Here is a 23,468-nt window from a genome sequence, read left to right as displayed (position 1 = left end):
TCGCTAGACTCCTGACATGCGATGGCCCGGGAGCGCAACCGCCGAGGATCACAGACGCCCCTCTGGTCACGGGTTCAGTGAACGCCACATCGGGCCGAGCCCTGCGGATCAGCGCGCCATGCTGGACGATCTGGGGCTGGATTCCCTCGATCAGCTCGCCGATCTGGCAATGCCACCCCAGATCCGGATGGAGGGATCGCTGGATCTCCCCACACCGGGCAGTGAGCAGACCATCAAGTCTCGGCTCGCTGAACTTGCGGGGCTGAACCAGCCACACAGGGCGATGATCGGGATGGGCTATTACGGCACCGTGACACCTGCCGTGCTGCGGCGCCACATCCTGGAGAATGCCGGCTGGTACACCGCTTACACGCCCTACCAGCCCGAGATTTCCCAGGGCCGGCTCGAGGCGCTGCTCAACTTCCAGACCATGGTCGCCGAGCTGACGGCTCTGCCGATCGCCGGTTCGTCGCTGCTGGACGAGTCCACTGCGGTGGCCGAGGCGGTGGCCCTGGCGCATCGTGCCACCCGGGGGAAGGGGAACCGGGTCGTTGTCGACTCAGGTCTGCTTCCGCAGACCTTGGCAGTGCTTCGCACCAGGATGGATGCCCTCGGCCTGGAGATCGTGAGTACCGGGCAGCTCGACGACGCGGAAGCGCTGGCCGGGGCGTTCGCTGTGGTCGTCCAGACTCCCACCGTGGACGGGCGCATGCAGTCCACCGGTGAACTTGAAGCTGTGGCTGCGGCCGCGCACGAGGCGGGTGCCCTGGTCATTGCTGCGGCCGATCTGCTGGCCCTTGCACTGGTCGTGCCGCCTGGCCGGTGGGGTGTCGACATCGCAGTGGGCAGCACCCAGCGTCTCGGCGTGCCGCTGTTCTACGGCGGCCCGCATGCCGGCTACATCGCCGTGCGCAGCGAGCTGGCCCGCCAGTTGCCGGGACGCCTGGTGGGCGTCTCGAAGGACGCCGACGGTGCGGTGGCTTATCGGCTTGCGCTGCAGACCCGCGAACAGCACATCCGCCGGGAGAAGGCCACCTCCAACATCTGCACAGCCCAGGTGCTGCTCGCCGTCGTCGCGGGAATGTACGCGGTCTGGCACGGCCGCGAGGGGCTCCAGGCGATCGCGCGCCGGGTGCATGACCGGGCTCGACAGCTCGCTGGGGTGCTGGTGGCCGGTGGGCTGCAGCCTGTGCACGAGAACTTCTTCGACACCCTCACGGTTCCGGTGCCGGGCAGGGCCGACGAGGTGGTGTCCCGGGCACGCGAGCTGGGTGTGCACCTGCGCCGGGTGGACGCAGACACCGTGGGTGTGAGCATCGGTGAGGATGCCACAGAAGAAGACCTGAACCACGTCGTGATGGCATTCAGGTTTGCCAGCGCGAGGTCAGAGGAATCACCCGCTGACGAAGCCGAGCTGTGGGGGAGTCTGGGCGCCGACCGGCGCAGCGATGATTTTCTGGCCCATCCGGTGTTCACGAGCTACCACTCCGAGACCCGGATGATGCGCTATCTGCGAACCCTGCAGAATCGCGACTACGCGCTGGACACCGGGATGATCCCACTCGGCTCCTGCACCATGAAGCTCAACCCGGCGGTGGCACTGGAGGCCATCAGCCTGCCCGGTTTCGCCGATCTGCACCCCTTCGCACCAGATCAGGACGCCGAGGGCTACCGGATCCTGATCGACGAACTGTCCGGGTGGCTGGAGGCCATCAGCGGATACGCCGGCTGTTCCCTGCAGCCCAACTCGGGAGCGGCGGGCGAGTTCACCGGGCTGTCGGCGATCCGCGCGTACCACAACTCCCGCGGTGAGACCGAGCGCACGGTGTGCCTCATCCCGGCCTCGGCGCACGGTACCAATGCCGCATCGGCAGCCATGGCAGGGCTCGAGGTCGTCGTGGTGAGTTCCGCCGAGGACGGCCAGATCGACCTGGCCGATCTCGCCGCGAAACTGGAGCGCCATGCGGGTCGCGTCGCCGCGGCGATGATCACCTATCCGAGCACCCATGGCGCCTTCGAGGACACCGTCACCTCGCTGTGCGCCATGGTGCACGACGCCGGGGGGCAGGTGTACATCGATGGAGCCAACCTGAATGCCCTTGTCGGGCTGGCGCAGCCCGGGCGTTTCGGCGGAGATGTCAGCCACCTGAATCTGCACAAGACCTTCGCCATCCCGCACGGCGGTGGCGGCCCCGGCGTGGGCCCGGTAATGGTGGCCAACCACCTCATACCCTTCCTGCCCGGCCACCCGATGGCCCAGCCCGCCCAACTTTCCCAGCCTGCGGATCCGGCGATCACACGGGGCGGCGCCGTGGCCGGCGCACCCTACGGTTCGGCCGGGGTGCTGCCGATCAGCTATGCATACATCGCCCTGCTCGGCCCAGAGGGGATGCGCCGGGCATCCCAGGTGGCACTGCTCAACGCCAACTACATCGCCCATCGTCTCAGCAAGGCCTACCCGGTTCTCTACACGGGAAAACACGGCCTGGTCGCCCACGAGTGCATCCTGGACTGCCGTGAACTCACGAAGGTGTCCGGCATCAGCGCGGAGGACATCTCGAAAAGACTCATCGACTACAACTTCCATGCGCCCACGATGAGTTTCCCGGTACCGGGCACGCTCATGGTGGAACCCACCGAGAGCGAGGATCGCAGCGAACTGGACCGCTTCTGCGATGCGATGCTGGCGATTCGCGCAGAGATCGACGGCGTAGTCCAGGAGAGGTGGCCCGCCGATGACAATCCGCTTGTCAACGCGCCGCACACCCTGGCTCGGGTCAGCGCTGACGAATGGCCGCATCCCTACAGCCGGACCCTTGCGGGCTTCCCTGCGGGGCGCCGCACCGGGCCAGTCGAGGGTGGATCGGGCGACAAGTACTGGCCTGCGGCCGCCAGGATCGACGCAGCATACGGTGACCGTCATCTGATGTGCGCCTGCCCACCGCCAGATGCCTACGAGGTGTCGTGAGCGCACAGGATTCACTTCCGGCGTGGATCAGCCGATGGGCCACATGGGGCATCAACTGGCTGGGGAACCATCCGTGGGCCACGCACCTGGGCAGGGCCGGGCAACGCTTCACATACCGGTTGGGCAATGCATTCGCCGGCGCCATCACCTTCTTCTCCGTCGTGTCGTCAGTGCCGGTGCTGATGCTCGGCTTCAGCGCCCTGGGTTTCGTGCTCACCGTGCTGCGTCCCGATGTGATGCAGACCGTGCGTACTGTCGTGCAGGCGAATTTGACCACCGGCCCGGTACGCGACGCGGTGCTCGAATACCTGAACATCTACCTGTTCCACTGGCAGGGGGTGGGGATGGCGGGTCTGGCCATCGGGGCGTGGTCCGGCGCGGTGTGGATGCGAAATTTCAAGAGCGCCGTGCGGGCCATGTGGCGTCCTGAATTCGATCGGTTGGAGAAGAAGCGCTTCTGGCCTCTGGAGATGCTCATCAACCTGGGAATGATGTTGGCCCTGCTGGGCCTGGTGCTGATGGACTTCGCGCTCACCTCGTTGTTCGCACGATGGGGCAGAGGGCTCTTCTCATGGCCGCCGCTGACGGGACTCGGTGGCCTTGAATGGCTCGTGCGGGTGATCTCAGCGCTGGTGTCGATCGCGGGCGGCACGCTGATCCTATATCTCGTCTACACTGTGCTGCCGCAGGTGAAGGCCCCCAAGCGTGCAGTGTGGATCGGTAGTGGCATTGCCGCTGCGGTGGTCTGGGGACTCCAGACCACCGCGTCACAGCTGACCGTGGTCTTCTCCCGCAATCGCAGTGCTGCGGTGTGGGGTGCGTCCGTCATCGTGGCGCTGCTCTTCATGAACATCCTCGCCCGAGTGGTGCTGTTCATCGCCGCCTGGATCGCGACCGACAATCAACCGGCAGTTGCTCTGAAATGGAACAAGTTCGACGATCCGCTGCGCAATCGTGACGATGTGCTCGCGGTGGATGGTCACTGGGAGGCTGCCGACAAGCAGCGTGACGCGGCCAACGCGGCTCAAGCACCGACGGCGAGCACCAGCAGGTAGACCAGCCCGGTCATCTCGACCAGCGAGCCGAAGACGTCGCCGGTGACACCGTGCAGGCGCATCACGATGTGGCGCTGCCACGCGGCCTCGAAGCCCCAGGCTGCCAGGCAGGCGATGGCAGCGGCGATTCCGGTGTGTGGACCGAACAGCCACAGGCCGCTGACGACCGAGACCACGAGCACGGCCGCCATCACGACCGCCAGAGTGAAGGGGCTCGTCAGACCGGTGAACAGCGCTCCGAAGCCCTCCTTGCGGGCAGAGGGGACCCAGCGTCCCGATGCTGCCAGAGGCGCCACCCTGGCCACCATCGGCAGGGTCACCAGCACCCAGACGCCGTGCCAGCCGCCCAGATGCGGCGAGGCTGCGGCGGCGATCTCCAACGCGAGCACCAGGATGATGGCCGTGACACCCATGGGGCCGATGTCGGACTGCCGCATGATCTCCAGGGCCTGCTCGGCGGGCTTGCGCGAACCCAGCCCATCGGCGGTGTCGGCCAGGCCATCCAGATGCAGGCATCCGGTGGACATGGCAAGCACGGCCAATCCGGCGATCATCACGAGCGGCTGCCCGCCGTTCAACAGTGTCACGAGAGTTGCTGCCGCACCGGCCATCACACCCAATCCCAGTCCCACCAGCGGCATCGCGTGCAGCGCGCGCCGGGCGATGTCCGGGGTGATCTCCTCGACCACCGGGGCCGGCAGAATCGTGAACAGTCCCCATGCAGCCAGCGGACCCCAGGTGCGGCTCACGAGTGGGTCTCCTCGCTGGATTCAGGCTTCTCGGGTATCGGGGCGATGGGTCGGGTGCTCGTGGCCGGCAGGCTGAGAGCACGCCCTGCCACGCACAGCACCACCTCATCGCAGGCATCGGCGATGCTGGCATTGAGGATGCCGATCCGGTCGCGGAAGGCGCGCCCGGATGCGGTGGCCGGGACCACACCGGAGCCGACTTCGTTGGTCACCAGCATGACGCGTCGCTTCGTGCAGGCCACCGCAGCGGCCAGCTCGGCGACATACTGGTCGACCTTGTCAGAAGCGGCATCGGGATCGGACCAGAAGCCGGTCTCGTCGAGAATGCGGGTGAGCCACACGCCGAGGCAGTCCACCAGCACTGCGGGCCCGGGCGTGGTGAGCACAGAGGCGACATCGATGGTCTCGATGGTGTTCCAGCTCGACGGGCGCCGGGCGATGTGTGCGGCGATCCGCGCCATCCACTCCGGGTCATCCTCGTTGCGCGCCGAGGTGGCGACATAGTCGACCACCGATTCACCTCGCAGCAGTGATTCGGCGTGGCTGGACTTGCCGCTACGGGCGCCTCCGGTGACCAGCGTTCTCCGTGGCCGCCGTGGTGCCGCATCGACGGGTGTGGCTCCCAGTTCACGCAGCTGCCCGACCAGTGCCCAGGCTCGCGGGTCGTCGGGAATGTCGAGCCTCACCGTGGCCATCAGTGCTGTCCACCGGCGGGTTCCAGGGATTCGTGCTCGGATCCCACCCCGGCGGAGTCAAAAGTGGCCATCTCAGCCATGATCTTGGCCGCGGCGACCAGTATCGGCAGCGCGGTCACGGCTCCCGAACCTTCTCCCAGGCACAGGCCCAGCTGCAGGATGGGACGCAGGCCGAGGGCATCCAGCGCGATGCCGCATCCCGGCTCGGCGCCGCGATGCCCGGCAAACAGGTAGTCGCGCGCGGCAGGGCACAGCCGCACCGCGGCCAACGCCGCCGAGGCCGCAATGACACCATCGAGCACCACGGGAACACCGGCGGCTGCTCCGGCGAGCATGAATCCTGCCATGGCTGCATGCTCGGCGCCCCCGACGGCCGCGAGCACCCCGAGTGCGTCCAGCTGGCCGACATGGTTCACCTCGAGGCCACGAGAGATGACGTCGATCTTGCGGGCAAGCATCTCGTCGTCGGCGCCGGATCCGCGGCCGGTGACCAGCTCCACCGTGGAACCGGTGTAGGCGGCGATGAGGGCTGCCGCCGGCGTCGTGTTGGCGATGCCCAATTCCCCGGGCACCAGCGCGCGATGGCCGCTCGCCACCGCATCGCGCGCCGCGGTGATGCCGATCACCATGGCCTCGATGGCCTGCTCACGGAGCATCGCCGGGCCCTGCGACAGATCCGCGGTGCCCAGAACCACCGGGCAGTTGACCACCGACGATGATTCGGGCAGCGAGGTGAGCATTCCCACGTTGTAGATGCGCAGGTCGGCACCGGCATGGCGGGCGAGCACGCTCACCGCTGCACCGCCGGCCGCCATGTTCGCACCCATCTCGTAGGTGATCGCCTGCGGCCAGGGGGACACATGGTGGGCCTGCACACCGTGATCGCCGGCGAAGACGGCGACGAAGGCGGGTTCGGGCAACGGCGGGGGGCACTGACCGGTCACCGCGCACTGGCGCACGCCGAGATCCTCCAGCTCGCCGAGGGAATGCGGCGGCTTGGTGAGTTGGAGCTGGTAGTCCTCCGCGGCCTTCATCGCCTCCGCATCGATCGGCGCAATCGCGTCGATCGTCTCCTGCAAGATCTGGTTATGTGTCGCTGACAAGGGAGAACCTCGGTTCTTTGATGGGCTGCACGGGGCTCCGCGCAGTTGGTCCGACGGAATGAATTATCTCGGATCGCCCGGATGACCGGTCGGCCGGGAGAAGGCGGCGCAGACCGGACGGACGATCATGGGTGGGGGCGGCCAGCGCTGGAGGACAGTGCCATGGCCAGTGCCTGGGCGAACGCCATTGATGTCCCGCGTGAGCGAACGGCCAGCCGCAACCAGCTGGGCCCGAGCCCTGGGAAGCTCTCGCAGCCACGCACCGAGAAGCCCGCCGAGTGCAGTCTTTCGCGCAGCATGGCCGGCTCGGCGTCGCGCAGATCGGCGAGCACGAAGGGCGCCCGGGGGGAGTTCACGATCCTGATGCCGGAGCGCGTGAGGGATTCGGTGAAGTCGTCGCGGTCCTCGACGATCTGACGAGCCTGCTGCGCGGTCTCGGCCTGCGCTTCAGGGCTGCAGCACAGCTCGATGGCGTCCAGCGCCGGCGAAGCGACCGGCCAGGCCGGCTGCTGGGCGGTGAGCTGGGCCACCACACGGGCATCTCCCACCGCATATCCGGCGCGAATGCCGGGGATGCTCCACGTCTTGGTGAGCGAACGCACCACCAGCAGACCCTCCATCGAGCCCCCGATGAGTGACTCGGGTTCACCCGGCACCGCATCCATGAAAGCCTCGTCGACCACCACGATGCGCTCAGAGCGCAGCATTGAACGGATCGACTCGGCAGGATGCAGCACGCTGGTGGGATTGGTGGGGTTGCCGATCATCACCAGATCGGCGCGGGAGTCCACCATGACCGGATCGAAGCGAAAGCCCTGCTCGGGACGAAGAATCAGCCGCCCCACGCGATGCCCCGCGGTGCGAAGGGCGACCTCGGGCTCGGTGAATTGCGGATGCACCACCACAGCCCAGCGCGGCGTCACTGCGCGCGCCAGCAACCAGAAGGCCTCCGACGCCCCGGCGGTGAGGAGCACCTGGTCCGGGTTGACGCCGTGCCGGGCCGCCACTGCGTCGCGGGCCACGGTGGCATCGGGGTAGCGTCCCCAGGTGTTGGCGCGATGGGTCAGTTCGCCCACCAGCCACTGCGGGGGACGCTCGGCGTGCACATTGACCGCCAGATCCACAAGGCCCGACTCGATGTCCTGGTCCCCATGGTGACGCAGGTCGACTGCTGCCGGTAGGCCGGACGACTTCACGGCATCACCAGTGGTCAGACGCTTGGTGATTGCCCTGTGCGAGACAGCGGCCTGCCCGACGGCGAAGTCCGCGGCGGCCTGTGCGAAACGCTCTGCGAGCACCGGAGAGCTGGCCCAGTGAGTGTGCTGGTAGCTCGCCACCAGTGTCGCCGGGGTTCCTGGGGAGCTGACTCCAGGAAAGGTCAGCACGACCCCTTCGTCACACTCGCCGATCTGCCAGGCAGGTTCGAGCACGCCCTGTGCCTCGTCGGACAGCCCGGGCGCGGCCTCAGTGATCGTGCGATGGAACTCGTGGGCACGCACCACCTCACCCTTGTGGAACAGGAAACTGGCCTCAGCGGCGTGCGCCTCGTGATAGCCGATGGTCAACTGTGGCGACATCCGCGCATCGAGATCCACCGCACCCGCCATGGCCAGGCCGTCCAGGCTGCGGCACAGATAGAGCAACCCGGCGCACTCGGCGATGGTCGGCATCCCTTCAGCGCAACGCCGGCCGATCTCCTCGCGAAGGCTCGTGTTTCCCGCCAGAGCCTCGGCGTGCTCTTCCGGGAAACCGCCACCCAGGTACAGTCCGGCAGTTTCGGCAGGCAGGTGGGCATCCCCCAGCGGGTCGAAGGACTCCACGCGGGCACCCGTGGCGCGCAGCAACTCCTCGGTTTCGGTGTAGCGGAAGGTGAACGCCGGGCCGGCCGCCATGGCGATGACAGCTCCCTGTCCGACCGGGTGCACTTCGGCTGTCGGGTCCCAAGGATCCACCTGTTGGCCCGGGGCCTGAGCGGCCAGTGATCTCACGGCGTCGAGGTCCACATGGGCTGCGATCAGCTCACCAGCTGAGCGGACCACCTGTGCAGCATCCTCCGACTCGTCCGCGGTGATCAATCCGAGATGACGCGAACCGACTGAAACAGCCTTGTCAATGGGGATCACGCCGAGCACCGGCAAGCCCACCTGATCGCATCCGCGGGTGATCTCGTCGGCCACGAGGGGGCTCATCACCCGGTTCACAACCACACCGGCTACCCGAATCCGCGAGTCGTAGCTGGCCAGACCGTGGCAGACCGCGGCGGCCGTCCGTGAACCGTGCGAGGCGTCCACCACTACAACCACGGGCGCCTCGAGCAGGCGCGCCACATGGGCAGTCGAGCCGAAACCGGCCAGATCCTGAGAGCCATCGGGCCAGGCCCCGAGCTTGCCGTCGAACAGCCCCATGACGCCCTCGACGACGGCGATCTCGGCAGGCGCAGGTTCAGTCGCGCCGTGCAGGAACAGCGGCGCGATCCTCTCCTCGCCGCACAGGTAGGGGTCCAGATTGCGCCCGGGCCGCCCGCACGCCAGCGCGTGATAGCCGGGGTCGATGTAGTCGGGGCCCACCTTGAAACCGGCGACGATGTGCCCCCGGGCGCTCAGCGCAGCCATCAGGCCGATCGCAACGGTGGTCTTGCCCTGACCGGAGGAGGGCGCGGCCACGACCAGACGGGGAATGCGCGTGCTCACCACTCGATACCTGCCTGTCCGCGTTCTCCCTTGTCGAAGGGATGTTTGATCTTGTCCATCGAGGTCACCAGGTCGGCCGTGTCGATCAATTCCTGTGGACAGTGCCGTCCTGTGACCACGACGTGCTGGCAACCAGGGCGGCTTGCCAGTGTCTTGACCACCTCATCGACGTCGAGCCAGCCCTTGGCCAGCACATGGGCGAATTCGTCGAGAATGTAGAGCCGGTGGGTCTGGGCTGCCAGCTGGGCGCACACATGGTCCCAGCCTTCGCGGGCCATCGCCTCCTGGTCGGCACCCTCGGTGGAGTGCAGCCAAGTCCAGCCCGGTCCGAAGCACTGCCACTCCACCGGCCCGCCGACTCCGGTGGTCTCGTGGGCGAGATTCAGCTGCTCATAGGCCTTCTGCTCGCCAGCGTGCCACTTGCCGGACTTGATGAACTGGAACACACCGATCGACCAGCCTTGCGCCCAGCCGCGCAGTCCCGAACCGAAAGCTGCGGTGGATTTCCCCTTACCATCCCCGGTGTGCACGATGAGACGGGGCTGGTGCCGCAGCTGGGCAGTGGTGCTCACCTGGCAGCCTGCGGGGCAAGGGCCAACAGTGCATCGACGTCCAGATGCTCCTCGATGGCATCTGCCAGACGGGTGATCATGGTTTCGCGCCGTGCCGCATATCCGGGAGCTGACATGTCCGTACGCCAACCCGAACCGGTTTCGGCGGCGATCAGGCTCAGGAAGCGGCGGCGGAAGTCGTCATTTTCCAGGCTGCCGTGCAGCATGGTGCCGAAGCTGTTGCCGCTGCGCACGCCGTCGAGGAAGACTTCGCCGCCGTGCGGGGCGCACAGTCCGTGATGGATCTCGTAGCCGCGCACGTCCAGATCGTCGAACCGGTAGTGCGCAACCCGCACAGTCTTGGCAGCGTCGAAGCGCACGTCGACCGGCAGCACACCGAGCCCGGGGACGGTGCCGATGCGGGATTCCACCTCGTCGTCCATCTGTTCGGCCATCATCTCGTAGCCGCCGCAGATGCCCAGCACCGGGCGGCCCTGCGCGTGGCGGCGGTTCACGACGTCAGCGATGCCTCGCTCACGCAGCCAGGCAAGGTCACCGACTGTTGAGCGGCTGCCCGGCAGCACCACCAGATCGGCCCGTTCGCAGATAACCGCATCATCGGTCACCTGCACGTCGACGCCCGGCTCGGCGGCCAGCGCATCCACGTCGGTGGCATTGGAGATCCGTGGCAGATCGACGGCGGCCACAGTCAACTGGTTCGTGGGGCTCGTGGCGGCCTCTTCGCGCCGCCAGCGGTCCACCTGAAGGGCGTCCTCCCCGTCGATCCATACACCGGGCAGCCAGGGCAGCACCCCGAAACAGGGCATCGAGGTGCGCCGGGTGATCTCGTCCAGACCAGGGTCCAGAAGTTCCTGGTCGCCGCGGAAGCGGTTGATGACATAGCCGCGCAGCAGCGCCCGATCGGAGTTGTCGAGCAGTGCCCAGGTGCCATACAGGCTGGCCAGAATGCCGCCCCGGTCGATGTCTCCGATGATGATCGTAGGAATGTCGAAGCGCCTTGCCAGTCCCATGTTCACATAGTCGCCCCGGCGTAGGTTGATCTCCGCCGGGGAGCCAGCCCCCTCGCAGATCACCAACTCGTGGTCGGCGGCCAGCCGGGAGTAGGCGTCGAACGCCGCCTCGGCGAGCTGGCGCCGTCCGGTGGCGTATTCACCAGCCTCCAGCTCCCCGGCGGCCTCACCCATCAGCACGATGAAGGAGCGCCGATCGGTGCCGGGCTTGAGCAGCACCGGATTCATGGACGCCTCGGGGGTGACACCCGCGGCCGTGGCCTGAAGGTATTGGGCGCGCCCGATCTCCGCGCCGTCAGGACAGACCATGGAATTGTTCGACATGTTCTGCGCCTTGAAGGGCACCACGTCGACGCCGCGACGGGCGAGCACGCGGCACAGCCCGGTGACCAGGGCCGACTTCCCGGCGTCCGAACTCGTGCCGCAGACCAGCAGGCCAGTCATCGATTGCCTCCATGATTCGGTTCTCTGGAAGTGTGCGGAAGCTGTGGGTCCCTGCCGCGGGAGAACCATGAAAGTGCAGAGCTGGCAAGGCATGATGCCGCGGCAATACCAGCTCCGGCAAGGGTGACTCTGCGCACCAGTTTCGCAGCCCGGCGCACCTGCAGTGCGCGTGGCCGGGGGCCGTCGCCCAGCAGCCCGCGTTCCTCGGTGACACCCGCGGGATAGACATTGTGGCCTCCGAGTTGCACGCCCAGGGCCCCGGCCCACGCCGACTCGCACCATCCGCCATTGGGGCTGGGATGGTCGTGGGCGTCGCGCAGCACGATCCGTGCTGTGGCCGCCGGCCTACCGCCGACAGTGGAGGCGAGCGCGCAGGCCAGCGCGGCGGTCAACCGTGCTGGTGCCAGATCGAGCAGGTCGTCCAGCCGCGCGGAAGCGGTGCCGAAGCGGGCGTAGCGGGTGCTGCGGTAACCGACCATCGCATCGAGGGTATTCGTCGCGCGGTGGACGAGCATTCCGGGGATGCCGCCCAGTGCTCCCCACCACAACGAGGCGATCGCTGAATCGGCGGTGTTCTCGGCCAGTGATTCGACGGTGGCCCGGGCCAGTTCGGGCTCGTCCAAGCCGTCGGGAAGCCGTCCGCACAGGTGACTCAGTCTTCCCCGTGCACCAGGCAGGTCACCCTCATCGAGCCGGCCGGCCATCAATTCGCCCTCGCGGGACAGCGATCCGGCGCCGATGACCACCCAGCCTGCCAGCGCTGTGGCCAGGGCATGCGCCGCCGGACAACGATGCGTCGCGACCTCGGTGGCCAGGCCCAGGGCAGCGACAGGCGCCAGTGCGACGATGGTGAACGTGGCGCCTCGCATTCTCGAGTCCGACCACATCCGGGCCTCCAGCCAGCCCGCCCAGGTGCCGAACCAGGCCACTGGATGCCAACGATTCGGGGGATCGGGCAGAACTTGATCGGCCAGTGCTGCGAGCCCCAGTCCGGCGGCCCTGCTCGCCGCCGGGGTTAGGCTGCCGATGTGCCTGCCGATGTGTTGGAGCTCGCCCTGGTACGTCATGGCGAATCCACCGGAAATCTGGGCGGCCGGGTGCTCGGCCACCAGATGAGTCCCCAGTTGACCATCAGGGGGCGTGCCCAAGCCAGTGCCGCGGCTGCCGCCCTGATCGGTTGGGGTGGACAGGAATTGTGGTCCAGCGACATGATGCGCGCCCGGCAGACCGCCGAAGCCATTGCGAGCGCCACTGGGTTGCCCATCCGCGCTACCGCTCTGCTGCGCGAGCAGAACCACGGGCGCCTCGACGGCATGACTGCGTCTCAGCTTGTCAGCGAGCCAATTCCGGAACCCACCGAGGTGGGAGCAGACATCAGCGAGGTGCGCTGGGGCGGGGGGGAGAGCGTCGTCGACGTCTACCGCCGGCTGCGCGAATTCTGCGGTCTGCTGTCCGCCCGTCCGCCGCGCCGGATCATCGTGGTCAGCCACGGCGACGCGCTGTGCGCCCTGATGGCTCTGGTGGTCGGGCGAGGCCATCGTGACGTCGACTGGGAGGCCAGGCTTCGTCATGGCGAGGTCCGTTGGGTGCGATGGAGGCCGGGCAATGTCCTGCCGTTCTGACCCTGCTGGGCGGTGGCAGCTTTTTGAGGACCTTCTCACGCTGGTTGTGGCACCGACCCGAGATCGGTGAGGAAGTTATTGGCCCAGGCATCGATGTCGTGTCTGAAGACCTGCTTGCGCATCGAGCGCATCCTGCGGGCATGGTTGGCATGGGAGTCACCGGCTGCGCGCAGGATCTGGTTCTTCAAGCCGTTGAGGTCGTACGGATTGACCAGATAGGAGTGCGTCAGTTCCAGCGCAGCACCCGCGAATTCGCTGAGCACCAGGGCGCCGTCGTCGGAATCGTGTGCCGCGACGTATTCCTTCGCGACCAGATTCATGCCATCGCGCAGCGGGGTGACGATCATCACATCGGCGGCACGGTACATCGCGGCGAGTTCCAGCTTGGGGTAACTGGAGTAGCGGTACACGATGGGGGAGCGCCCGATGCGCCCGCTCAAGGAGTTGATCCTGCCCACCATTTCGTCGATATCGCGATGCAGTTCTTGATATCGGCGGACGCCTTCACGGGTGGGGGTGGCAACCTGGAGGTACACATTGTGTGCCGGATCGAGCTGGCCGGAGGTGAACAGCTCACCGAATGAGCGCACCCGAGGGCGCAGGCCCTTGGTGTAGTCCAGCCGGTCGATACCGAGGAAGATCCTGTCCGGATTACCCAGGTCTTCTCGTAGCTGCTGCGCTATATCGCGGGCCTGCGGGGTGCGCGAGATATTGAGCATGTCCTGCGAGTCGATGGAGATCGGATAGGCGCGGGCCGTCACCGTGCGGCCATCGGAGGTGAATAATTTGTCGCGCAGTGTGTGCAGCCCGGCCAGGCGCCGCCCCAGGCGCACGAAATTCTGCGCCGAGCCGGGCTCCTGGAACCCCACGATATCGGCTCCGAGAAGCCCCTCGATCACCTGATATCGCCAGGGCAGCTGCATGAATAGTTCGATCGGTGGAAAAGGAATGTGCAGGAAGAAACCGATCTTCAGATCGGGGCGCATCGCGCGCAACATTTCCGGGACATTCTGCAACTGGTAGTCCTGAACCCATACCGTGGCACCCAGTGCGGCGACGTCTGCCGCGGCGCGTGCGAAACGTTCATTGATTCGCAGATATGCGTCCCACCATTCACGGTGATATTCAGGATGCTCGACACAGTCGTGATAGAGCGGCCAGAAAGTCGCATTCGACATGCCCTCGTAGTAGTCGCGGACCTCGTCGCCGGACAGATCGACGGGGATCACGCCATGACCATCGAAAGTGAAGGGGTCGATGTGCTCATCGGCCGATCCCCCCCAGCCGACCCATGCGCCGCCCTGCGCCTGGATCACGGGCTTCAGTGCGGTGACCAGGCCTCCGGGGGATGTCTTCCAGCCCTGTGAACCATCAGGATTCTCCATCCGGTCAACGGGAAGCCGATTTGCGACCACGACAAAGTCAGCGGATTGACTGATGCTGAGCGAATCCTCTCGTGGTGCCAGATCGGCCACGGTGCCGGTGTTCTCAAGTGTCGCACTGGAATCCTGTCCGGTCGGGATGCCGTGCGTGCGCTCTGTCGAGGATTCGTTGACGGTCACTTCGGTAGACCCCCTTGGCTTGCTGTTCGCTGTGCTGAGGTTATCAACGCTCGGGAAATCATCTCGCAGACTCGCCTGTCGAACCGATCCGCAGGGCATCTGGCAGAGTTGAGGCCATGACCAGCGGTGGCCGTTATCAGATCCCAGATCATGTGACATTTGCGTCCGCAGCTGGTCGTGAGGCGACCGAAGCCATCCTGCGCTGTCCGGCCAAGGCGCTCATCTGTCTCGACTATGACGGAACACTGGCCCCGATCGTGGCCAAACCCGAGGACGCCCGCCCGCAGCCGGGAATGCTGGACATTCTGCAGCGACTGATTCCGCACGTCGGTGGAGTCGTCGTCGTCACCGGGCGGCCGGTGCAGGTGATCCTCGATCTGGGTGGTTTCGCGAGATTGACCGAGACTCAGCACCTGCGCATCTACGGCCAGTACGGCCAGGAGACCTGGGACGGGATCACCGGACGGCTCACGGTGCCACCTCCACCGCCCACCATCGCAGCGGCGAACAGCCGGCTCACTGATCTGCTGGACCAGGTGGCCCGTGAAGGCATCGACGTCGAAGGCGTCGGCGTGGAGGACAAGGGCCTGGCGGTAGTGGTGCACACCCGGCGCAATCCACGTCCGGGAGAACTCCTGGAGAAGCTCGCGCCACATGTCCAGCGCATCGCCGAGGAGCTGGGGCTCAGCGCGCAGCGTGGGCGCAACGCGATCGAGTTGCGCAACAGTTCCATCGACAAGGGTGATGTGGTGCGCGATCTCCTGCGCAGCGATGTACCGGAGACAGGAATCTTCTGCGGCGACGACCTCGGGGATCTGCCGGCATTCGATGCCGTAAGCGAGTGGCAGCGTGCAGGCCACCATGGGGCGCAGGTGGTCTCGGCCTCCGGTGAGGTGCCGGAGCTGGTCTCTCGCGCTGACATCGTCTGCGATGGCCCGGCAGGGATTCTCGCTTGGCTGACCATGCTGGCGGACGGGATGGAGTCGCAGGTTTCCGACCAGGCCAGCTGGATGTGATGTCCAGACAGGTTGTTTTCGATTCTGCTCATGGGTGGACTCCGATTGCGCGGTGGAGCTGTTGAGTCCAACCGTTTCACGAACCCGGAGTCCCTCGCTTCTCAGCTTTCATGGCCATGCCGCTTTCATGGCCATGCCGCCGGAATGACGTCTCTGGACATCACAGCTGGAGTGTCCGGTCTTCGGCACCGCTCGGTGGGGTGGCTGGTGTCCGACCTGGTTTGTTGGGGGTGGTCGGTTTCCGATCGGGCTCGCTAGAGTGACACGGTCGGGGCGTTAGCTCAGCAGGTCAGAGCAGGGGACTCATAATCCCTGGGTCGTGGGTTCGAGCCCCACACGCCCCACCGATTAGATACCTAGTCAGAGCAGGAATGAGCGGCCAGAAGAGCGACGCAACCACATCTGTGGGTAGCTATTGGAAATCAAATGGGTAGCACGATGTCCGCGCACAGCTCGCGGGAACCCTTCATACCGATGGGGTCGTTTCATGGTTGTCCCTGTCGGTCGTCTTGACGACAGATGGCGCATGGCCACAACCATGTGCCAAATGACTCTCCTTCACGCCAAGAGTCTCCGTCACCCCGCAGTGACTCGCAGGATCGAGTCACTGCGCCCGTTGTCCGTGGTCACCAGCAGCGATCCGTCGGGGGCGAGAACCACAGTGCGAAGTCTGCCGTGGCCGTTCAGCTCTGGAATTCGTTGCTGGTCGACCAGCTTGTTCTCCGCGTCGACCTGCAGAAGCAATGCCTGCTGACCCTTCAGCGCGGCCACGACCATTCGCCCTTGCCAGGAACCCCATTGCGATCCGCTGAGGAAGGTGCCGCCCGAGGTGGCGATGGTCTGCGAGCCGGACGACCATACTGCCGCGCGCGCATTCGGCAGCTTGGTGTCGGTCATGGGAACACCCTGCTCCACGTAGTTGGATCGGCTGGCACTGGCCGGGTTCCAGCCGTAGTTGCCGCCTACCGCCAGTAGGTTCACCTCGTCGTCAATCGTTGAGCCGTGCTCCACCGACCAGATCTGGCCGGTTCCCGGCTGGATCGCGAGCCCCTGCACATTGCGGTGACCGTAGGTGTAGACGAGTTGCTGTTTCGGATCCGAGGAGCCGGCGTAAGGATTGTCGCTCGGCGCCTTCCCCGTGGCAGGGTCAACCCTCAGCACCTTGCCGCCCAACGAGCCGAGATCCTGGGGATTGTTCGGTTGGGCGGCGTCACCGGTGCCGATCCACAGCATGCCGTCCTGCCCGACGAGCAGTCGGCATCCGCTGTGCCGCCCCGACGAGTTCGCTGGAAGGCCCTGAACCAATGGCTGCTGGGCACTGGCCGAGCTCAGATCGGCGGACAGCGTCAGCGGGGTCACCCGCACATCGCCCTCCATGGAGTTGAAACACACCCAGGCGGTGCGGTCCGACTCGAAGTGAGGACTCGCCGCCACATCGAGCAGACCACCCTCGCCGGCCGCCCTGACCCCCAGATCGACATCGACCTGGTGAAGATGCCCGTCCTCACGCACCACTCCAAGCCGCCCAGAACGTTCTGTGACCAGCATCGAGCGGTCAGGCAACACAGCGAGCCCCCAGGGATGGTCGAGATTCGTGACCACGGTGCTGACTGAGAGCCTGGGCGCCGCCCCCGATCCCGATGATGTCGAGGACCTCGCTGAATTCGTTGAGCTTGATGCCTCGGATACATCACCGGAATCGTTGCCCGGTGCGGGTGCCGTCTGGCGAGCTGTGCACGCCGTCAGCAGCACGCAGAGAAATGCCATGACGATGGCTCGGCGGGCGGCCCAGGCTCTGGCCACAGAAGAGTCTGAATGGTGTGCCATGTACCGACGTTACCGACGCGTTCCAATGCTGCCACTCCATCCTTCCCTCGAGTCGGATGCGTGGGTTAGGAATTCACATACGAATTCACATACATGGTGGGATATCGAGTGCGGTTCGGAAAGACTCGCCTCGGCAAGCGCCCCGGGCTGGTGGGTTGTCTGATGAGCAGCTCGTGTGGGCAGAAATCAGCGACTTCTTGTGGGAGGCGTCTGGACCCGAATGTCCGGCTCGCGCCCACGACCAAGGGCCGATGGGTTTCAAAGGTGGTCCGGGTACGAGAAAATGCAGTCCATCAGGGCGGTGCGAACCCGGTTGCGCCATGTGCGGGGCATGGCCATGTGCAACGGAGTGATGCCGACGTCACGAGGAATCCACGAGTCAAGGTTGACTCGGATTGTCTTCGGAACGGATTCGCCGGGGGATGGACTCACAAGGTGGGGATTCGTACTCGATCTTCATGGAGGAACTCCATTGTTCTCGGGTGCGGCGGAAGATTGCGTTCAAGTCTGTGGACGCGAAAAGTGTCTCGGCCGAGAATTTGAGCAATGCCCGAACAGAGACCCAGAGACACCACTCTTCAGGCTGACCAGTCGCCCAAGGCTCCTTCGAGAGCCCCGGTAGCAGTGTCGATGAGGGGCCATCTGTCATCGGGGGGACAGCCTTCGTCCACCCAGCGCAGACAGGCCGAATCCAGGAATCCGAAATAGCCCCACAGGGCATATTCGTGGCGTCGCTCGGTGCTGGGTTCAAGTAATTGTACGAGGGCTTCCACGTAAGCCATCCGTGCCTTGGTGCGCAGGTCTGCCGCTGCGGGCGGCTCGCCACCGGGCTGGCGCATCGGCATGGCCCAGGCGTTGGGATGGCTGGCAATGTGGTCGAGATAGACCTCGGTGGCTGCGCGGATGCGATCACGCACAGGAGCACCGTCGGGGAGTGCATGAATGGCGGCACGGTGCCTGGCGCGCAGGTCTTGGATCGCCAGCCGGACGACTTCCACGTAGAGGTCTTCCTTGTTGGCGAAATAGCGGTAGACAAGTGCTGATGAAGCCTGCACGTCAGTGGCGATCGAGGCGATCGTCACATCCCCGTAGGGGAGGGAGGCGAAGGCATGGGTGGCCGCATTCAGGATGGCGGCACGACGCTCTGAGGGGTCGAGCCGTTGGCGGGGCTTGCGGTCCGTACGTGCCATGTTGCTCATGGTAACGCTAGTGAAGTAACATCACTAATGTTAGTGAACATGAATCAGTAGAGGAGCGGTCATGGGTTGGGCGGAGCACACGATCTGGTGGCAGGTTTACCCCCTCGGCTTCTGCGGGGCGCCCATCCGTGAGGAGGACACGCACCCGGGCCCGCGCCTCAACAAGCTCTTGGGATGGCTGGACTATGCGGTCGAACTCGGGGCGTCGGGGCTGTTGCTGGGGCCGATCTTCGCGTCGCAGACCCATGGCTATGACACGACCGACCAATTCCGCATCGATCGACGCCTCGGTGGAGACGAAGAGTTCGATGCTCTGGTTGCTGCCTGCAAGCAACGCGGCCTGCGTATTCTGCTGGACGGCGTTTTCAGCCATGTCGGGGCGCAGCATCCCGATGTGATTCAGGCACTCGCCGAAGGCCCTGACGGCCCCAAGGCGCCCCTGTTCGACATCGATTGGAATGCTCCCGGTGGGCCTGCTCCACGGGTGTTCGAAGGACATCGGTCGCTCGTGCGCCTCAACCATTCCACTCAAGAAGCCGTCGACTATGTGGTCAAGGTGATGGAGTACTGGTTGGCCAGGGGCATCGACGGCTGGCGTCTGGACGCCGCCTATTCGGTGTCCACCGAATTCTGGACACGGGTGATTCCTCGTGTTCGAAGCCACTATCCGGATGCCTGGTTCCTCGGCGAGGTGATTCACGGCGACTATCCGGAGTTCGTGACTGGTTCCACGGTGGATTCGCTGACCCAGTACGAACTGTGGAAGGCGATCTGGTCATCCATAAAGGAACGTAATCTCTTCGAACTCGATGCGTCTTTTACGCGGCACAACAGTTTTCTGGAGAGTTTCACGCCGAACACCTTCATCGGCAATCATGACGTGACGCGGATCGCCAGCACTGACGGTCCCGATGGAGCGCTGGCCGCAGCAGCCATTCAGCTGACCGTGGGCGGAATCCCGTCCATCTACTACGGCGATGAGCAGGGATTCACCGGGGTCAAGGAAGATCGTGTAGGTGGAGATGACGACGTGCGTCCGTCCTTTCCAGATGCGCCGTCCTCGCTGGCAGCGTGGGGACAACACATCTATCGCGCATACCAAGATCTCATCGGAGTGCGCCGGCGGAACTCCTGGCTTGTGAATGCAAGCACGACAAAACTCAGCCTCAAGAATGAACACTATGTGTATCGGGTCAGCGCTCGTGGCAGCGACGAATATGTGACCGTGGAAGTCGATCTCACCAATAAGCCGTTGGTCACTGTCAAGGATAGGAATCATCATATTCTTTGGAAACAATCCCAGTATTGATTTTCTGATGAGCCTGCTTGCGGCTTGGACAAAGATGACCGTATCTGATTGATCGCGCCGGCACCTGAATTCAACGCACTATTATTCGGCAGCTGTACAACTGTGTCCGTGATCTGACATGCGGGCTCGTATCGTGGCAGCCCCGTGGGCAGAGGAGCAGGATTCTTGCACGCCTTGATCCACAGCGGAGTGACGCTGGTTTGATGCTGAACACTGACGGCTGAGGTCTTCTGTGCTGCCCCGCTACCTTGTCTGAGATCTCCGGAAGTGCGCCTGTGGATAACGAGAAGGACAGCACCTGCGGATGTCATGATGGCCGAGAACATGTCGGCTCCCTCGCCCCCTGGAGGCTCTCATGCGTGTGCGTCGGGACGGTGCTGTCCGGTGGTGGTTGACCGCTGCGTGCGTGACGACGGTGCTCGCGCTGGTGAGCTGCAGTTCCAGTGCGGGGCCGGGATCCGCGTCGGGTGGTTCACCGGGTGCCGCGGTGTCGTCGGCTACCCCTGCGGCCGACGCAAGTGTTGATGCGCATGCTCAAGCTTCGGCATCTCAGGCGGCGCTGTATGCGGAAGCTGAGGGTGTTTATCGGGCCTTCTTCGCTGACTATCAGGAAATCCTTGTCCGAGGTGGGGTAATGGAACTCCCGTCTGAGGATGCACGTTATCTCATGCAAGAATACTACGAATCCGTTCAGGCGATCCTCCGAAAACTCCATGATCTGGGGTATAAGTCAAAACCGGGGACTGCTGTAGTTCTATCCGAACTAGCTCCATATCCCTTTGAAACGCGGGACGGATCACTGGTTACATTAGGTGTTTGTGTTGATAACAGTGGTAGCCCTCTTGTTGATGCAGAAGGAAATGAATATACCGGAAAGATAGATTTTCATGTCGTGTTTTTGAAGCATGACACTGATGGTCTGCTAAAAATATTCGATGGCCACGCAAGGGAGGTTGATCAGTGCCCCGTTTCCTAGCCCTCGTATTGGTGGCGGTTTTGATTTGTCATGTACTGGCCACTAATATCGCTGTAGCGGCGGATTGCACAGCGCCCACCTTTATTGTAAATTCTGGCCAATTGGGTGTGTGTAATTCTGGTGGAGAAATTACAGTAGGGGTCCACATTCGGGAAAGAAGTGAATCTCCTCTAGCTGGCGGAAATACCGGTGGAGGGAGTGTCGCTCTCCCAAATCAGGGTTCCGGTGGCCGTCCTTATGTTGATTTGGCTTCCGCTCAGGTCACTGGTTCTGAAGGTGGTCAAGCCATTCCGGCCAGCGATGAGTTGGTGAGTCAGCAGACCACCAAGAGGGTGCTGGTTCCTGGGTTTGATGCGTGGGGTAATGGCTTGATGCAGTGGGCGGCCGTGCAGGATCCGAATCGCAGCATGTTGCTCTTGCCCGGGGTTGACGCGATGCCGGATGTGACGCCGATGCAGGGCGTCCCTTTGATGAACCGCCCGAATAATCCGGATCCAACGGCTGTTGCTGCGCCGGCCGTCCCGCAGGTGAATGTCACTGAGGTGGCTCGTCAGGCTGTGGCGCGTCTGTCGGTACCGGAATCGCAGTTGGGCATCGATCCTTCCCCGGATGCGAATGAGTGGAATGCCGCGGCAGTGGGGGAGCAGTTGTGGTTGTGGACTCCGGAGACCTTGAATCGATCCGAACATGTGTCGTCCGAAGGCATAGACATCGCGATCACTGCTGCACCGGGGCCACTTGTGATCGACATGGGTGACGGTCACCGAGTGAGCTGCACCAGAACTGACCGTCTGGTGGGTCCGTTCCGCAATCAGCCGTCACCGTCGTGCGGACATGTGTATCAGTCGAAGGGCGTGTACACCGTCACAGCAACACGAAGCTGGCAAGTGCAGTGGTCTGCGCTGGGTCAATCAGGAACAGAATCGCTGGTCCGCCCGGCGGCACAACATCAGCTGAACGTCATCGAACTCCACTCGCTGCTCGTCCCCGGCGGATGATTTCCGGAGTTGAAGTCGAGGGGTGTACGGCTGAATGTCCTTTCACTCGTCGTCCTGCCGGGTGATGCGCCTCAGAATCAGTCGAGGTATCGGATTCTGCGTCTCCGTTCCAGGGACAATCGACACAGGGCATCCGGCAGCGGATCAGCCGAAGCGCCGTCGAGCAGTCCGTTGCCCACGAGAATTCCGGGCCAGGCGTCACCGGGTGTGTTCTCGATCGCTGAGTGTCTTGCGATCTCAGAATCCAGGTCGTCTCGTCGCCTCGCACCCAATGGTTGTCCCGAACCAGCTACCAATCCATCGGCTCGGCTCCGCGGGCCGTGCCAGACTGGAGGGCATTGCAGGGGAGGCACGCCTCGGTTCTGTCAAGGATGCGAATGTCGCACATGTCTCCACGCGATGATCCTTCTTGCCGGGTTGTGTCCTTCAATGTGTATCGGAGTCCCGCATGACTGTTCTTGACGAGTCGTCGCGCCAGTACGACCTGCCGCTTCCGCCGACGCTCACGCCGGCGCGCCTGACCGAGCTGGCCACACACGCGGTGAGCAACCCAGAGGGCAAGACGATCAGCACGACTGCCCCCTACACCGGCACTCCGCTGGGTGACCTGCCGCTGGCTACGAAGGAAACCGTCGAGGATGCATTCGGTCGGGCGAAGAATGCGCAGGCCGGCTGGGCTGACACCCCGATCAGCGAACGCAAGAAGATCATGCTGCGTTTCCATGACCTGGTGCTGGCCAGGCAGGCGGAAGCCCTGGACCTCATGCAGGCCGAGAACGGCAAGACCCGGCGTGACGCATTCCTCGAGATCGCCGACACCGCCATCACCGCCCGCTACTACGCCTGCAATGCCGAGCGCTTCCTCCACCCGGTGCGCCGCAGGGGTGCGGTTCCTGTGCTGACGCGCACCACGGAGCTGCACCATCCAAAGGGCATCGTGACGATCATCTCGCCGTGGAACTATCCACTGAGCATGGCTGCAGGAGACGCGGTCCCAGCGTTGATGGCCGGAAATGTGGTGGTGCAGAAGCCGGATACGCAGACGGCCCTCACCGCCCTGTGGGCCCTTGGCCTCATGCGGGAGGCCGGACTGCCCGCCGATGTCTGGCAGATGGTGGTCGGCCACGGTTCCGAGATCGGTGACACTCTGCTCGATGGCGCCGACTTCGTGATGTTCACCGGTTCTACCGCATCGGGCAGGCGGATCGCTTCCGGTGCGGGGGAACGACTGATCCGGGCAGCCCTGGAGCTCGGTGGGAAGAACCCCATGATCGTGCTCGACGATGCCGACCTGGACAGGACCATCGCGGGGGCGGTCGCAGGATGCTTCCCCTCAGGCGGTCAGCTGTGCGTATCGATCGAGCGGATCTACGCGCCGGACGCCCGGTTCGACGAGTTCGTCGACCGATTCGCAGCTGCGACGCGGGCACTGACGATCGGTGCCGCATACGACTACTCGATGGAGATGGGCTCCCTCACGACGCCGTCGCAACTGAAGACGGTTACCGAACATGTCGATGACGCCGTTTCCAAGGGAGCGAAGGTGGTGGTCGGTGGCGCGGCGCGCCCCCCCCCCCGGGCCTAGTTTTTCGCAACGGCACAATACAACCCCGGACCCCCCGCCAAAACGCGCGTGAGACCAGCAAGCCTAGGCCCCCTTGTTTTGTTGGTTA

General features: G+C 64.6%; 18 protein-coding genes and 1 tRNA gene. 9 read left to right on the top strand and 10 right to left on the bottom strand.

The genetic code is table 11. The features are described from left to right. Nucleotides 1-16 precede the first annotated feature (16 nt). Together gcvP and ABF648_RS03680 are read left to right on the top strand one after the other, a co-directional pair. Complete coding sequence (gene gcvP / locus ABF648_RS03685; protein ID WP_415630941.1) at nucleotides 17-2,968, top strand: aminomethyl-transferring glycine dehydrogenase; 2,952 nt, start codon at nucleotides 17-19, stop codon at nucleotides 2,966-2,968. After that, complete coding sequence (locus ABF648_RS03680; protein ID WP_415630940.1) at nucleotides 2,965-4,023, top strand: YihY/virulence factor BrkB family protein; 1,059 nt, start codon at nucleotides 2,965-2,967, stop codon at nucleotides 4,021-4,023. Before gcvP ends, ABF648_RS03680 begins: the two co-directional genes overlap by 4 nt. Here ABF648_RS03680 and ABF648_RS03675 read toward each other — a convergent pair. The 7 genes from ABF648_RS03675 to cbiB all read right to left on the bottom strand — a co-directional run bounded on the left by ABF648_RS03675 (nucleotide 3,993) and on the right by cbiB (nucleotide 12,353). Next, complete coding sequence (locus ABF648_RS03675) at nucleotides 3,993-4,772, bottom strand: adenosylcobinamide-GDP ribazoletransferase (RefSeq protein WP_415630939.1); 780 nt, start codon at nucleotides 4,770-4,772, stop codon at nucleotides 3,993-3,995. The genes ABF648_RS03680 and ABF648_RS03675 overlap by 31 nt on opposite strands. After that, complete coding sequence (gene cobU, locus ABF648_RS03670) at nucleotides 4,769-5,467, bottom strand: bifunctional adenosylcobinamide kinase/adenosylcobinamide-phosphate guanylyltransferase (protein ID WP_415630938.1); 699 nt, start codon at nucleotides 5,465-5,467, stop codon at nucleotides 4,769-4,771. Before cobU ends, ABF648_RS03675 begins: the two co-directional genes overlap by 4 nt. Then, on the bottom strand, nucleotides 5,467-6,570 hold the full coding sequence (gene cobT / locus ABF648_RS03665; RefSeq protein WP_415630937.1) for a nicotinate-nucleotide--dimethylbenzimidazole phosphoribosyltransferase: 1,104 nt from the start codon (nucleotides 6,568-6,570) through the stop codon (nucleotides 5,467-5,469). Before cobT ends, cobU begins: the two co-directional genes overlap by 1 nt. Nucleotides 6,571-6,695: 125 nt before the next feature. Next, nucleotides 6,696-9,260 (bottom strand): cobyrinate a,c-diamide synthase, encoded by a 2,565-nt coding sequence (locus ABF648_RS03660; RefSeq protein WP_415630936.1) that lies wholly within the window; start codon nucleotides 9,258-9,260, stop codon nucleotides 6,696-6,698. After that, nucleotides 9,257-9,832, bottom strand: coding sequence for a cob(I)yrinic acid a,c-diamide adenosyltransferase (gene cobO / locus ABF648_RS03655; RefSeq protein WP_415630935.1), 576 nt, complete (start codon nucleotides 9,830-9,832; stop codon nucleotides 9,257-9,259). The genes ABF648_RS03660 and cobO overlap by 4 nt, the downstream gene beginning before the upstream one ends. Further along, entirely contained in the window at nucleotides 9,829-11,286 is a 1,458-nt protein-coding gene (locus tag ABF648_RS03650; protein WP_415630934.1) for a cobyric acid synthase, read from the bottom strand. The genes cobO and ABF648_RS03650 overlap by 4 nt, the downstream gene beginning before the upstream one ends. Further along, the gene (gene cbiB, locus ABF648_RS03645) at nucleotides 11,283-12,353 is read right to left on the bottom strand and encodes an adenosylcobinamide-phosphate synthase CbiB (RefSeq protein WP_415630933.1); all 1,071 of its coding nucleotides are present in this window, start codon (nucleotides 12,351-12,353) and stop codon (nucleotides 11,283-11,285) included. Before cbiB ends, ABF648_RS03650 begins: the two co-directional genes overlap by 4 nt. Between cbiB and ABF648_RS03640 the strand changes: the two genes are divergently transcribed. Next, nucleotides 12,315-12,908, top strand: a complete 594-nt coding sequence (locus tag ABF648_RS03640) for a histidine phosphatase family protein (RefSeq protein WP_415630932.1) — start codon at nucleotides 12,315-12,317, stop codon at nucleotides 12,906-12,908. The genes cbiB and ABF648_RS03640 overlap by 39 nt on opposite strands. 35 nt (nucleotides 12,909-12,943) lie before the next feature. Here the strand turns inward: ABF648_RS03640 and ABF648_RS03635 are convergent, their stop codons facing one another. Further along, nucleotides 12,944-14,374: an alpha,alpha-trehalose-phosphate synthase (UDP-forming) gene (locus tag ABF648_RS03635; RefSeq protein WP_415630964.1), complete on the bottom strand. Its 1,431-nt coding sequence runs from the start codon at nucleotides 14,372-14,374 to the stop codon at nucleotides 12,944-12,946. A 212-nt stretch (nucleotides 14,375-14,586) separates the two neighbouring features. Between ABF648_RS03635 and otsB the strand changes: the two genes are divergently transcribed. Then, nucleotides 14,587-15,486 carry a trehalose-phosphatase gene (otsB, locus tag ABF648_RS03630; RefSeq protein ID WP_415630931.1) on the top strand — a complete coding sequence of 300 codons (900 nt, stop codon included), beginning with the start codon at nucleotides 14,587-14,589 and terminating at the stop codon, nucleotides 15,484-15,486. Nucleotides 15,487-15,756: 270 nt separating this feature from the next. After that, nucleotides 15,757-15,830, top strand: a tRNA-Ile gene (locus tag ABF648_RS03625). A gap of 232 nt (nucleotides 15,831-16,062) precedes the next feature. Here the strand turns inward: ABF648_RS03625 and ABF648_RS03620 are convergent. Further along, nucleotides 16,063-17,088: a PQQ-dependent sugar dehydrogenase gene (locus ABF648_RS03620; protein WP_415630930.1), complete on the bottom strand. Its 1,026-nt coding sequence runs from the start codon at nucleotides 17,086-17,088 to the stop codon at nucleotides 16,063-16,065. A gap of 803 nt (nucleotides 17,089-17,891) precedes the next feature. Beyond that, on the bottom strand, nucleotides 17,892-18,503 hold the full coding sequence (locus ABF648_RS03615; protein WP_415630929.1) for a TetR/AcrR family transcriptional regulator: 612 nt from the start codon (nucleotides 18,501-18,503) through the stop codon (nucleotides 17,892-17,894). A 70-nt stretch (nucleotides 18,504-18,573) separates the two neighbouring features. Between ABF648_RS03615 and ABF648_RS03610 the strand changes: the two genes are divergently transcribed. The 4 genes from ABF648_RS03610 (at nucleotide 18,574) to ABF648_RS03595 (ending at nucleotide 23,380) form a co-directional block, all read left to right on the top strand. Then, complete coding sequence (locus ABF648_RS03610) at nucleotides 18,574-19,821, top strand: alpha-amylase family protein (RefSeq protein ID WP_415630928.1); 1,248 nt, start codon at nucleotides 18,574-18,576, stop codon at nucleotides 19,819-19,821. Nucleotides 19,822-20,227: 406 nt separating this feature from the next. Beyond that, nucleotides 20,228-20,797 carry a hypothetical protein gene (locus ABF648_RS03605; RefSeq protein ID WP_415630927.1) on the top strand — a complete coding sequence of 190 codons (570 nt, stop codon included), beginning with the start codon at nucleotides 20,228-20,230 and terminating at the stop codon, nucleotides 20,795-20,797. Between the two features lie 308 nt (nucleotides 20,798-21,105). Then, nucleotides 21,106-21,795 (top strand): hypothetical protein, encoded by a 690-nt coding sequence (locus ABF648_RS03600; protein WP_415630926.1) that lies wholly within the window; start codon nucleotides 21,106-21,108, stop codon nucleotides 21,793-21,795. A gap of 448 nt (nucleotides 21,796-22,243) precedes the next feature. Next, complete coding sequence (locus tag ABF648_RS03595) at nucleotides 22,244-23,380, top strand: aldehyde dehydrogenase family protein (protein WP_415630925.1); 1,137 nt, start codon at nucleotides 22,244-22,246, stop codon at nucleotides 23,378-23,380. The last annotated feature ends 88 nt before the right edge of the window (nucleotides 23,381-23,468 follow it).

The organism is Propionibacterium sp., from assembly GCF_047719395.1.
GTDB lineage: Bacteria > Actinomycetota > Actinomycetes > Propionibacteriales > Propionibacteriaceae > Propionibacterium.
This window is presented reverse-complemented; position numbering and strand designations above follow the sequence as displayed.

Excerpts from the sequence above, each read along its gene's own strand:
- ABF648_RS03610 (WP_415630928.1), top strand. The coding sequence starts at position 18,574 with ATGGGTTGGGCGGAGCACACGATCTGGTGGCAGGTTTACCCCCTCGGC.
- ABF648_RS03650 (WP_415630934.1), bottom strand. The coding sequence starts at position 11,286 with ATGACTGGCCTGCTGGTCTGCGGCACGAGTTCGGACGCCGGGAAGTCG.
- ABF648_RS03615 (WP_415630929.1), bottom strand. The coding sequence starts at position 18,503 with ATGGCACGTACGGACCGCAAGCCCCGCCAACGGCTCGACCCCTCAGAG.
- cbiB (WP_415630933.1), bottom strand. The coding sequence starts at position 12,353 with ATGACGTACCAGGGCGAGCTCCAACACATCGGCAGGCACATCGGCAGC.
- gcvP (WP_415630941.1), top strand. The coding sequence starts at position 17 with ATGCGATGGCCCGGGAGCGCAACCGCCGAGGATCACAGACGCCCCTCT.
- cobU (WP_415630938.1), bottom strand. The coding sequence starts at position 5,467 with ATGGCCACGGTGAGGCTCGACATTCCCGACGACCCGCGAGCCTGGGCA.
- ABF648_RS03595 (WP_415630925.1), top strand. The coding sequence starts at position 22,244 with ATGACTGTTCTTGACGAGTCGTCGCGCCAGTACGACCTGCCGCTTCCG.
- otsB (WP_415630931.1), top strand. The coding sequence starts at position 14,587 with ATGACCAGCGGTGGCCGTTATCAGATCCCAGATCATGTGACATTTGCG.